Origin of the sequence: Dysgonomonas sp. ZJ709 (assembly GCF_011039195.1) — a bacterium.
Taxonomy (GTDB): Bacteria; Bacteroidota; Bacteroidia; order Bacteroidales; family Dysgonomonadaceae; genus Dysgonomonas.
Genome location: NZ_JAAKEM010000020.1, coordinates 23,120 through 36,067, shown reverse-complemented (window position 1 = coordinate 36,067; position 12,948 = coordinate 23,120). Strand labels below are relative to the sequence as shown.

Here is a 12,948-nt window from a genome sequence, read left to right as displayed (position 1 = left end):
TCTTTTTGTTTGAGAAGTCTTAGTATGCCTTTTCTTCTCCTTTAAAGACATTCATAACGGTTTTGAATATAATCTTAAGATCAAGGAAGAAAGACCAATTTTCGATGTACCACACATCTTTCTTTACACGGCCTTCCATATCAGCTAATGTTTTTGTTTCACCTCTGAATCCGGTAACTTGTGCCCATCCTGTGATGCCTGGTTTTACTAAATGGCGAACCATAAATTTCTCTATGAGCATTGAATATAAAGCAGTATGCTTAAGCATGTGAGGACGAGGTCCTACTACAGACATGTCTCCCATTAAAACATTAAAGAATTGAGGTAATTCGTCGATGCTGGTTTTTCTCATAAACAAGCCGACTTTGGTTATTCGGGGATCTTCTTTTGTCGCGCTGATACTATTTGCTGCAGCGTTAAGACGCATCGACCGGAATTTATAACAGTAAAACTCTTTACCTTTGATTCCGGTTCTTTTTTGTTTGAAAAATATAGGACCTGGAGATGATATCTTAATTATTGATCCAAAGATCAGATAGATCCAAGGGAATACTAATACCAGAATTAAGATCGAGAATACAAGATCAAAAGTTCTTTTTATAAATTGATTAGACTTATGTTGTAGGGGTTCGTATCTAAGGCTAAGAATTGGAATCGTTTCCAAAGAATGAAGAGCAAATCTTCTTTTAATATATTTATAAAACTCTGGAACCAAAAAGAAACGAATCATGTTCTTTTCGCAAAAGCTGATCAGTTCTAATATTTTTGCATCTTGATTCCCTGGTAAAGTACAGTAGATTTGCTCAATTTTTTCTTTTTTTGCAAATTCTTGAATCTTAGATGTATCACCTAAATAATTGGGTAGGGCATCTATATTTGCAATATTATCATCGAAAAAGCCAAGTATTCTATATCCGAAATCACTACCGACGAGTTCATTGTATATCGCAATCCCATTAATTCCGCCGCCAATGATAATGACTCTTCTGTAATTATACCCTTTTCTCCGATATGCTTTTAGCATGAGACGGAACAAAATATGAGAGATACAAAATAACATACCCAATACAAGGAAGCTTATCAACCAGGGTACTACAGGGATAGATAATATATCAAATAAGGAAAAACTACCTGTTACGATAACTATATATAGAGCTATAAAATATGATGAGCTTTGAATAATCTTGTCTATAGAAATAATATTTGACGATATATTAAAGCGCACGAAGGTAGATGCTACAAAATATGATAGGTTTATTAATAATATAGCTTCAATCTTTTTTTCGTAAGAAAGAGATATTTCAGGAATAAATTCTTTGCAAAAAAGAAAATATAGCATGAAGAAAAATGAATTGATGAGGATAAGATCTCCAAAACGGATAATCCAATCAATCAGGTATCCATAACTCTCTCTTCTTTCGGACATTTCTTTCATGATAAACTAGTATTAGTATTTTGTATTTGCCGTCCTCTCTTGACAAAGATATATATTATAGCGCAACAAACAATAACGCTAACTAGAGCTAGCCATTTATGGTCTTCAATACCCATATATTCCATATTATCGTATTGCGGTGTTCCAAAGTATATCTGCGATAAAATAAGATTAATAGCATTGTGAATAGTGTGCGCTATAATTGGAATCCACAAATTGCCTGTCCAGAGGAATAGATAGCCTAATAGGGCTCCGGCAATCATTCGTGGGAAGAAACCATAGAACTGGAAATGTATAGTGCTAAAAATGATAGCTGTTATCCAAATGGCAATATGTTTATTTGAAACTATTTTTTTTATGATTTGCTGTAAGCAACCCCTGAAAAATAGTTCCTCTGCAATTCCGGCTAAAACGGCTATGATAAATAAATTTGTTAAGATTCCTGATATGGATTTATCCGCAAGAAACATTTCAATAATCTTTTTCACCCCATCTTCTTTTTCTCTCATCCAATTTTCTATAGTAGATAACGATTCGGGAAAACTAATTTGTTGATTGTAATAACTTGTTAGTTGCAATATTGGTTGAACAGCAACAATAAGAGTAAGAGCCAAGAGCACAAATTTATAACCTGGTGCAATATTTATTCTCAAGAAAGACATTGGATCATTCTTGAAAAGATATGCAAATATAAATGCAGGGATAATGAATATGGAGACTGTTTGTACTACCTGAGCTGTTTTTAGAAATGATATAGATTGCGACAGAGCAGCGATCCCATCTTCTTGTGCGAAAGCCAAACTGGTTATTGATATAAGTACAATGCCTATCATTAGTCCCAGAATAGTTAATAATGAAAGGAATAATAATTGTGACCATCCTCCCATTCTATAAAAGATCTCTTTATTAATCATTTCAATAATGTTAGTTTAGTCGTAATATAGTTATGCCATTGCACGTTTTAGATTCTGCACAATATTCATTTAATGATTTGCTTTCTATAATAATTTTCTTTGCACGGCTAGATGCATGGATAAATCGAAGAATGTTGTTGCTTCTATATGCAATTCCCATGTGAGAGTAGTCTAGTCCATTTATATTTGTTCCAAATAGAACAATGTCTCCATCTAAAATGTTTTCGTCAGCAGATGATATAGCATCAGAAGGTATAATCTTATAATTATTTCTTTCGTTAATTTTGTTTTCAATACCTCTCAATTCCCTTATATTGATGTTGTTATTTTTTAGTTGACTATAAAGCTGAGGATGAGTCGACATATAGTTAATTTTCTTAGAGCTAATCTTTCCACCCAAGTCAATACTTATATCTTTAAATATTTTCTTTTGTTCATTCTCATATATCCAGTCACTCGAATAATGCAAGCGAGAGGAATAGTCATCGATTACTCCGTTTCTGTAACGTATAGAAGTTAGTGTCTGGCAATAATTAGAGAAAGATAAATCATCGGATTTGATCACTTTCGATAATGCAATACAAGTTTCAACAAATGTTGTGCAATCAAATTCGTGCAAATTTATTACCAGGCTTTCTTTTGTATTACCCTCTAAAGTCGATGCTACGTAAGGTCTGCCTATAAAGAATTTGGCTGTTCTTATAACTAGCTCGTTAATTGGTTCGTTCTTGTATGGGGAAACCTGTTTGATGTATGATTCGTAAGTTAATGAGTCTGCTTTACTATATACAATAGTTGCATTTGCTATATTGGGAGATAGAGCAAGAAGCAGTATTATTATGGCAATATTAGCAATTTTCATATTTAACTCAAACCTTCAATTTGTCCATTTACTAAATCTATATGATTTGCTTGCGGATCTTTAGGCAATCCTGGCATACGCATTATGCTGCCAGCTATTGCAACAATAAATTCGGCGCCGTTATTAATTACAATATCATTGATCGTAAAAGTGAAATCTCTGGATACCCCATATGCATGTGCGTTGTCAGAAAACGAGTATTGGGTTTTGGCAATACATACTGGGTAGTGTTCTAACCCCAGTCTATTTATTAGAGATAGTTTCTTTTTTGCTTTATCGCTAAATTTAACAGAATTGGCTCCATAAACACTTGTAGCTACTTTGCTTATCTTGGTTTCAATGGAATCGTTGTTGTCGTAAGTGAATCTAACTGCTTCAGACGGAGTTTTTTCAATAGCAGCAACAACGGCTTCTGCTAACTCAATGGCACCCTCTCCACCTTTCATGAATGCTTCATTGATAGCAAATCCAACTCCGACTTGTTTGCAGTGTTGTTTGATCAACTCAATCTCATTTTCCGTATCAAAGCCATATTTATTAAGGGCGACAACAACACTTTGTCCGAAAGATTTCATATTCTCAATATGCTTATCTAGATTGGCAAAGCCTTTAGTTAATCCTTCTATATTTTCTTTTTTTATGTCTTGGATTGGGACATCACCATGCATTTTCAATGCTTGTGTTGTAGCTACTATAACAGTTAATTTAGGAGATAACCCTGACTTTCTACATTTAATATTGAAGAATTTTTCCGCTCCCAAATCAGCTCCGAATCCAGCTTCGGTAATTGTATAATCAGCATGGCTCATTGCCATTTTCGTAGCAATGATAGAGTTGCATCCATGTGCAATATTAGCAAAAGGGCCTCCATGTATAAAGGCTGGCGTATTTTCGGTTGTTTGTACCAGATTAGGGTTGATGGCATCTTTTAGCAGCACTGTAATAGCTCCTGCTACCTCAAGATCTTTTACTGTGAAAGTATTTCCGGCAGCTGTATATCCTAAAATAATGTTCTCAATACGTCTTTTCAAATCATCTATATCCTTCGCCAAGCAGAGGATAGCCATAATTTCAGATGCTGGTGTTATCTCAAATCCGGATTCTGATGGGATACCATTTTCTGAACCGTTGAGGCCGGTAACAATATGTCTCAAACTTCTGTCGTTTACATCGAGAACTCTTTTCCAAACAACTTCTTTTAGGGATTTATCTGTTCCTCTGTTACGATACAGATAGTTATCTAAAAGAGCAGTGATCATATTGTGGGCCGATGTAATAGCGTGGAAGTCTCCTGTGAAATGTAGATTTATATCTTCCATCGGCAACACTTGTGCATATCCGCCACCTGCTGCCCCGCCTTTCATCCCGAAACATGGTCCTAAAGATGGTTCTCTAAGAGCAACCACGGTCTTCCTCCCTATTTTGTTTAGTCCAAGTGCAAGACCAATCGAGATTGTTGTTTTTCCTATGCCGGCTTTTGTAGGCGTAATGGCAGTAACGAGGATAAGATTATTTTTATTTACTTTTTGTTCGTCGATTAGAGAAATCGGAACTTTTGCGATAAACTTCCCGTAATTATGTAAATTGCTCTCAGCTATGTTGAGTTGAGAGCCAATGCTAGATATGTTTTTTAATTTAATACTTCTGGCAATTTCAATGTCTGATTTTATTTCCATAGTTTTGAATCAGGGTTCAATATTTTATTATGACCATAAAGATACATATTTTATCTTTTGGTGTTTGTAGAAAACAAAAAGAGAATGGTTAATTACCATTCTCTTTTTATATCTCATATAGATAAAAGATTATTCTTTGATACCTAATTTTGCTTTTACTTGTTTATTTGCATCTGCAGCATGAGCTCCGATATGTAAAAACATAGCAGCATCGGCAATGTAAGTATAGTTGTTTTCGTCGCCTACTTCTTTAATTGCTGTTCTCAATTTTTGTTGAAGGGGTGCATATTCCTCTTGTTGAGCTTTTTCAAGTTCAGCCTGGCTTGTTTGCACGAAACTTTCGTATCTTTCTTTCAATTGATCTATTTGTTTTTGGCGATCAGCAGCCAAACTTACAGTTGGTTCCTCAGTTGATTCTTGGAATTTCTTGATTAGTGCAGCATATTCATTTTCAATAGCAGCAGCATTTTTTTCCATAAGATCGCTTTTAGCTTTCAACTTTGCTTGCGCACCTGCAAATTCTGGCATCTGAGTAAATATTTCTTGCGCGTTGATATATGCGATTTTTTCTTGAGCAAATATCGATAATGGAGCAATAACAAGTAGTAGTAAGAGTACTTTTTTCAACATAATAAGTTAGTCTTTAATTATTGGTTTCAAATTTTATTCGACAAATATATATAATTATTTTGAATATCCTAGTTTTGCAAGAACCTCATTACTTATGTCTATCCTAGGGGATGCAAATATCACACTCTCGGCTGAAGCTCTGTCAAGTATCAGTTGATAGCCTTTTGCTTCAGAGATTTCTTTTACTGCGTTATATATATCGTCTTGAATAGGTTTTATAAGAGCCTCTCTCTTTTTGAATAGTTCTCCTTCGGGTCCAAAGTAAGTGCGGTTCAATTGTTGAACATCTCTTTCTTTTTCTACGATCTCATTTTCTCTTTTTGTCTTTTGCTCTGCCGACAGAAAAACGAGATCAGACTGATACGACTTATATAAGCCTTTAATTTCCTGCTGTCCTTTTTCAACTTCAGCCTGCCATTTTTGGGATATCACCTCTATCTGTTCTTGAGCAGTTTCGTAGGTACTGATGTTGTTTAATATATATTCCATATCAATTAGTGCAAATTTTTGCGCATAACTTCCACATGAAATACCTAAGAGTAGTGTGAATAGTAATAATATTTTCTTCATAACTATATTTTTTAGTATACTATATAAGACATCTAGTAACGACTTTTGTTTACTCAACCTTACATAAATAATGTTAATTAGCTATATCGGTTAGAATTCCTGCCCGATAATAAAGTGAAATTGAGCTCCGCTTCTGTCTCTCGATCCGTTGATAGGGTCAAATCCGTATGCCCAGTCGATACCCATAAGTCCGATCATCGGTAAATGGATTCTGGCTCCGAAACCTGCAGAACGTTTCAAATCAAAAGGACTGAACTTTGTAAGATCATACCATGCATTACCGGCTTCTACGAATGATAGTAGGTAGATAGTCGATGTCGGTTCAAGAATTAGTGGGTATCTGAATTCTAGGGCTAAACGGGTGTATGCACTCGCTTGATTACCTAATGCACCATTTTCATATCCACGAAGACCGATGGTTTCTGTTGCGTACGTACTGGAATATCCTGACATACCATCACCCCCAACATAGAATGTTCCGAAAGGAGACTTTTTATGTCTATTGTAATAACCTACGAAACCATATTCGGCACGGGTCATCAATACCGGTGTTTTCTTAGTTTCAGCAAGAGGAATGAATATTTTCGATCTGAATTTCCATTTATGGAACTCTATCCATTTAAATTTCTCTCCAGGTTCAAAACCATTTTCATCGGGCACCATGCTTGCATAATCTACACCATTCCAAGCAGAATAAGGAGGGGTTAATTCCAAGCTTACAGAGAAGTCTGAACCTCTACGGGTATATATCGGATTATCGATAGTACGTCTGTTTAATGATAGATTTAAACTTAAACTATTAGCATTTCCATCTCTAACAATAAAGTAAGCCCAGTCTCTCATTTTGTACAACTGATATGAAAGTTCTGCCTGTATATAGAAATAATCATCAGGCCAGCTCAATCGTTTACCATAACCTACCGATGCACCAAGCATCTGTATCGACTTGTTAGGGTCAGCGGCATATCCGATATCTGAGTAGCTATTGCCAAGACTATTTCCGTACATACCACTGTTTCCAAAGTTAAAGTTGTTATTTGCAAATCGGCTATATACATCGGTTTGCTTCGAGTAGAATGCACTAACTGTTAGTGAATTCGGTCGTTTTCCTCCAAACCATGGGTCGAAGAATGAAGCAGAGTACGATTGATAGAATCGACCATTTGTTTGTCCGCTAAGAGTCAGAGTCTGTCCTTCCCCTTGTGGCAGGATACCTTTATATGATTTAGGATTCAGTAAGTTTCTTATTGAGAAATTCGAGAATTTCAAACTCAATTTACCGATTATACCTGTTTGTCCCCATCCGGCAGAGAATTCCACTTGGTCATTCGCTTTAGGTGTTAGAGGAAGGCCTATATCTACTACTCCTTCTGCATCATCCGGCACGATAGATGGTTGAAGGCTTTCCGGATCGAAATGCCCCATTTGCATGATCTCACGAAGTGAACGCATGATATCTTCGCGGCTATATAATGCTCCCGGCTTGATACGCAGTTCGCGACGCACTACATCTTCATATAGTCTGTCGTTACCCGAAATGGATACTTTACGGATTGTAGCTTGCGGGCCTTCGGTGATACGTATTTCCAGATCGATAGAGTCATTCGTAATATTGATTTCTACAGGATCGGCATGAGAAAAGATATACCCGTTATTTTGGTAGAAGTAATTCATTACGGCATCTTCGTCGGCCATTAGACGTTCGGTCAGTTTCTTTTGATTGTAGACATCACCTGGCTTCATGTTTAGAAGCGCTTGGAGTTGAGAGGTAGGATATTCGGTATTACCGACCCATTTAATGTCACTTAAGAAATACTGTTTACCTTCATCTATTTTTATTTCAATATCTACTTTGTCGGTTTTTTTGCTATCAGTGAATACTGTATCCCATACAATGGTAGCATCACGATATCCAAGTTCATTATACTTGGCGATAATATTTTCTTTGTCTTCTTCGTAGCTTTCAGGTACATATTTAGTAGAGCGTAGGAAATTGGTAATCCATGATTGAAAAGTGCTTTTATGCCTTGTCTTTTTCATGGCCTTTTCTAAGGTTTTATCTTTAACCTCTTCGTTTCCTTCGAAAACGATGTAATTAACTTTAGTTTTATTTTTCTTTTGAACATCAATATTCAAAAAGACATGGTTTTCCTTCGAGAGATCAGGCGTTTGAGTTATGTTTATTTCTGCCTTATTGAATCCTTTCTCATCGAAATATTTTCTGATTACATCTTTGGCTTTGTTAAGCTGATTAGGTGTTATTTGCAAACTCTTCACCATACCTATTTTTGCTTCAATGTCTTGACGCTCTCCTTTTTTCATTCCGGTATAGATGATGTCGGAAATACGTGGACGTTCTTTCAACTTGATATCGAGCCAGATTTTATTATCTTCGATTTTTGATGCAGATATTCTTACATCGGAGAATAATCCTTGTTTCCAGAAACGTCTTACGGCATTCGTTATCTCATTTCCCGGGATTTCAATTTTGTCGCCAACAACTAATCCAGAGAATCCGATAAGAACGTAATCTTCATACATCGGATTTACAAGACCGGATATTTTGATGTCAGCAATTTCGTATTTTTTGCTGGTATTGTACGAGATCACAGGTAAATTCTCAACATTTTCTTCTAGAGCTTTGTTGACATTGCGAATCTCAGTACTATCTACAACTTGTGCATATAGATTTGTTATAGATAACAAGATGATAGATAGGATAAATAAGCCTTTTTTTAACATATCAGAATTAGTCGTTACTTACTAAAATGTATTGTTTTATAATTAAATTTTTTATTGTTCATTCAGAACTTGCTCGCTGGTTTTACCAAATCGCCTTTCACGGTTCTGATAATCGACAATAGACTGATATAGGGAGTCTTCGTTGAAGTCTGGCCAAAGCTGGTCTGTGAAATATAGTTCCGAATAAGCTATTTGCCATAATAGGAAATTACTTATCCGTTTTTCGCCTCCAGTTCGAATCAGTATATCCGGGTCAGGTATGTCTTTCGTAGTCAGGTATTCGTCAATTAACTCCTCTTTTATATCCTCTTCTTTTATCTTGCCGGCTTTTATATCTGATACAATGTTTTTCATAGCTCTTGTTATTTCCCACTTCGAGGAATAGCTTAATGCTAATACGGCAGTCAGTTTTGTACAATGAGAGGTGTCTTCCATACATTGCTCTAAAGCTTTTCTTGTATCTTCAGGCAAACGATCGAGGTCACCAATAGTCTTTATTCTGACATCATTCTTTATTAGATCGGGAGTCTCTCTTACGACAGCTTGTATCATAAGCGACATCAGCGCCTTTACTTCTTCCTCTGGTCGATGCCAGTTTTCAGTTGAAAAGGTATAAAGGGTCAGATAGGGCACACCTATCTTAGTGGCTGCCTCTATTATCCGTCTAACAGCCGATACGCCTTCTTTATGACCCATTACTCGGTCTAGACTTTGCTGTTTAGCCCAGCGTCCATTGCCATCCATTATAATGGCGATGTGTTGTGGAAGTTTATTTTTATTTATTAGATCTAAAACGGACATTCGCCTTAATTTTAGGTTTTATTAATCAATATTGAGACATGGACATACTCTTGCTCCAAAATTCCAAGTTACACTTATCATAGTAAGAGAGTACCAGTCTTTATTTTTAAATACATTACTTTTAATTCCATATGGATCATCAAGATTGAACTTGTCGCTATCTTTATCTGTTACATCAAAAGAGTCACTGAATAGTTTTCGGAATGAAAACTCAAATCCAATATTCAACCGTTCTTTCCATTTATATTTTACGCCAACACCCACTGGTATATTTGCATCAAAAAAAGTTTTTTCCCCCGATCCGTATGTAAATCCTATTCCGGTAAATACGTAGGGACTTATTCGTTTTGTTCCCAGATATTCGAACTTATCACTATAATTAAAGAAATTAAATTCGATCTGGCTTCCCAGCTCATAAAACATTCGGCTAAAACTAGCTTGCTGCCCAAAAGGAAATGCATTTCCAGAATCTCTTGTGTCACCTGAAACGCGTCCTATAACAAAATTATTCTTGATAGACCAGCGTAAGTCTTTATTGTATCTGAATACAATGCCGGCTGCCAATCCCGGATTCTGAAACAGTCTTGTCTTGTTGGCGTCACCCATATAGAATGAGGTACCAGCCATTCCCCCAATCTCATATTTATAATCATCTTGCGCCTTTAGAGCTGTGAATGAGAATAGAGAATAGATGACAAATAAAAGTATGCTTATTTTTATTTCTTTTTTCATCTATGATCTATTGTGCAATATCTTCTTTAACGCAGAAAATGAGACTAAAAGTATATAGTAAGTAAACTTTAATTACACTTTCGGATTAAGTCTGTTCAATCTTCCTTTGTATACCTTTATAGGACCATTTGCTACTCCACCGAATATCCAAATGTTATTTTCACTGTCAACAATAACCGACTGTCCGGATGTCTTAGGCATGCCAGGGTCTAAAGCTTGTTTAGCCGGGGCTTTAACCCATTTAACTCCTGCACTGGATGATATGTAAAACTGATTTCCGGTCAGTGCATAAAGCTTATTATCATAAATGAAACTCGCAATCCCGGAAGTTGCTTCAAATATATTATTTTGTTGAGTATATTCGACTTCTAATCCATCATCTCCATTTTTAATTTGCCATGATAAATTTGTCTTGTTATTGCTGAAGTTATTTCCTCCGGTAATAATTAGCATTTTGTCATTTCCATAATTTGTTGCTGAACTGAATCCATTTGATGGAAAACTTGACTTGACTTTGTTGGAAGGGGCACCGACTATGTTCGTTACAGTTTCAAATGACTTCATATCTGTAGTTGTCGCATAGTAATAATCAGCTCCGCTTTTTACAACTACTAAGAGTGTATTTGTAGCATCAGGGAGTATTCCTAGTACACTGTGTACATTAGTGCCACTGAGCGCATTCCATTTAGAGCCATTTGTTGATGAGAAAGTCTGTCCGGCATTATTTATTGCATAAAACTGATCGTTAAATAAAGTCAGGCTTTCAAGATTGATTCCCGAAGGAGGTGTTGCAAGCGTTTTTGACGACCATGTTTCTGTCGTTTTATCAAATGTGTTCAGTGATAAATTTGAACCTGAAACCGAGTAGCAATAAAAGATGTTCCCTTTCAGAAGTGTCTTTTGATTATTCGTATTGATAGCCAAAGAAGGTAAAGTAGTCTTCCATGGAATAGTGTCAGGATCAATTTGATGTATTCTCAGTTCAATCTTGTAATCTCTAGGTGTTCCGTTTTCAGCAAAAATCCTGTATCCGGCGAGTATCGAATAGTCAATGGAATCAGTAGAATTCCAAGTGGCAGTCGAGTCCCCTTTAAAAAGTAAAGTGGTTCCGGCAGGTGTTGAAAAAGGAGAGAGCTTAAGGGTTGTAGCGAACTTCTTAAGCGTTGTTTGGAATGGAAGAGAATCCGGATTATATATTCTCTGTCCTGCTTGGTCTATAACAAATTTAGTTTCTGCTAATACGGCATAATTAATAGTATCGGCAGATGAACGCGCAATACAACTAAGTGATAGTCCGTATATTTGTCCATCCGAAGATGCCGTTCCATATGACGTAGAATTTCCATCTTCTCCACAAGAGTAGAAATATATGGAAAGAACCAGAGCAAGAAGTAAATGTAAACTTTTCTTTAAATTCATTTGTTTAAACAGGTTTGTTTAATATCAATTTGCAAAAATAGAAAGAATTTCGGCTTATGCCTCAACAAATCTAATATTTATGCAATTTTATAACTAAGTAAGACTCAAATGTAATTGCTTGGATGATCCCCAATTCCATTCCTCAATCACTTTACCTTGGATGCTTGGAGCTTTTGTTCCTTTTCCAAAATTAATAGGCGATGTTTCGATGTATGCTTCATCCCACAATTGCTGGTCGATAAGGCTTTGCAGTAGTTGGTTGCCGCCTTCTACTAACACCGAATTTATATGGTGATCTCTAAGTGTTTTAAATATTTGGGCAAACAGTGTTTCATCGAAAACTATTTCTTTATAGAGTATGTTGTTTGCCGACTTAATGGTAGGCTTTTTCTCTACAAATACAATTGTTTCCACCTTCCCGTCAAAAATCTGATAGTCAAGTGGAATGCGAGCCTGTCTGTCTAGTATTATCCGAACTGGATTTTTTCCATGCCAATAGCGAGTTGTCAATGATGGATTATCATTCACCGCTGTATTTGTTCCAATCATTATAGCCGAAACTTCTGCTCTTTTTTTATGCACAAGCATTCGTGTGAAATCATTGGAGATTGGAGTTGGTTCAGGTTTCTCGCCCTTTATACGCTCTTTGTCAATAAATCCATCATGGGTCTGTGCCCATTTGAGATAGATGTAAGGGCGTCTTTTAGTTTGAGCGGTAAAGAACTCTTTATTAAGTAAGAGTGCTTCTTTTTCCAATACCCCTGTGATAACATTAATGCCGGCGTCTTGCAACATTTTAATCCCCTTTCCTGCAACGGCATGGTAAGGGTCAAGGCACGCAACAACTGCATTAGGTATCTTGCTATCAATAATTAGTTGAGAGCAGGGAGGGGTCTTTCCATGATGCGAACATGGTTCGAGAGAGACATATATTGTCGACTCTTTGAGTAAAGACTTATCTCTGACACTATTAATAGCATTCACCTCAGCATGTGCTTTGCCATACTGACGATGGTATCCTTCTCCGATAATTTTATTGCCATGAACTATAACTGCACCAACCATTGGATTGGGGCTTACAAGACCCTTTCCGTTAGTTGCTAATTGTAAGCAGCGGTGCATATATTTTTCGTCGACAATCATATTTCTTTGAGTTACTAATTGGAG

At 36.3% G+C, this 12,948-nt stretch carries 11 protein-coding genes; all 11 read right to left on the bottom strand.

The genetic code is table 11. From position 1 onward, the window contains the following. Positions 1–19 precede the first annotated feature (19 nt). The 11 genes from G7Y56_RS13200 to ribD all read right to left on the bottom strand — a co-directional run bounded on the left by G7Y56_RS13200 (position 20) and on the right by ribD (position 12,924). Entirely contained in the window at positions 20–1,435 is a 1,416-nt protein-coding gene (locus G7Y56_RS13200) for an undecaprenyl-phosphate glucose phosphotransferase (protein WP_185154001.1), read from the bottom strand. Next, positions 1,432–2,349 carry a CPBP family intramembrane glutamic endopeptidase gene (locus G7Y56_RS13195; protein WP_165044141.1) on the bottom strand — a complete coding sequence of 306 codons (918 nt, stop codon included), beginning with the start codon at positions 2,347–2,349 and terminating at the stop codon, positions 1,432–1,434. The genes G7Y56_RS13200 and G7Y56_RS13195 overlap by 4 nt, the downstream gene beginning before the upstream one ends. A gap of 10 nt (positions 2,350–2,359) precedes the next feature. Continuing rightward, a complete protein-coding gene (locus tag G7Y56_RS13190) occupies positions 2,360–3,211 on the bottom strand; it encodes an N-acetylmuramoyl-L-alanine amidase-like domain-containing protein (protein WP_165044139.1) in 852 nt (283 codons plus the stop codon). Positions 3,212–3,213: 2 nt separating this feature from the next. Continuing rightward, a complete protein-coding gene (locus G7Y56_RS13185; RefSeq protein WP_165044195.1) occupies positions 3,214–4,881 on the bottom strand; it encodes a formate--tetrahydrofolate ligase in 1,668 nt (555 codons plus the stop codon). A 135-nt stretch (positions 4,882–5,016) separates the two neighbouring features. Then, entirely contained in the window at positions 5,017–5,517 is a 501-nt protein-coding gene (locus G7Y56_RS13180) for an OmpH family outer membrane protein (RefSeq protein WP_165020184.1), read from the bottom strand. A gap of 54 nt (positions 5,518–5,571) precedes the next feature. After that, complete coding sequence (locus tag G7Y56_RS13175) at positions 5,572–6,087, bottom strand: OmpH family outer membrane protein (protein WP_165020185.1); 516 nt, start codon at positions 6,085–6,087, stop codon at positions 5,572–5,574. A gap of 90 nt (positions 6,088–6,177) precedes the next feature. Further along, entirely contained in the window at positions 6,178–8,829 is a 2,652-nt protein-coding gene (locus G7Y56_RS13170; RefSeq protein WP_165020186.1) for an outer membrane protein assembly factor, read from the bottom strand. A gap of 51 nt (positions 8,830–8,880) precedes the next feature. Then, positions 8,881–9,630, bottom strand: a complete 750-nt coding sequence (locus G7Y56_RS13165; RefSeq protein WP_165044137.1) for an isoprenyl transferase — start codon at positions 9,628–9,630, stop codon at positions 8,881–8,883. Between the two features lie 21 nt (positions 9,631–9,651). Beyond that, positions 9,652–10,362: a DUF6089 family protein gene (locus G7Y56_RS13160; RefSeq protein WP_165020188.1), complete on the bottom strand. Its 711-nt coding sequence runs from the start codon at positions 10,360–10,362 to the stop codon at positions 9,652–9,654. A 72-nt stretch (positions 10,363–10,434) separates the two neighbouring features. After that, positions 10,435–11,781, bottom strand: coding sequence for a DUF6242 domain-containing protein (locus G7Y56_RS13155; RefSeq protein WP_165044135.1), 1,347 nt, complete (start codon positions 11,779–11,781; stop codon positions 10,435–10,437). 93 nt (positions 11,782–11,874) lie between these two features. Continuing rightward, positions 11,875–12,924, bottom strand: a complete 1,050-nt coding sequence (gene ribD, locus G7Y56_RS13150; protein WP_165044133.1) for a bifunctional diaminohydroxyphosphoribosylaminopyrimidine deaminase/5-amino-6-(5-phosphoribosylamino)uracil reductase RibD — start codon at positions 12,922–12,924, stop codon at positions 11,875–11,877. Positions 12,925–12,948 lie beyond the last annotated feature (24 nt).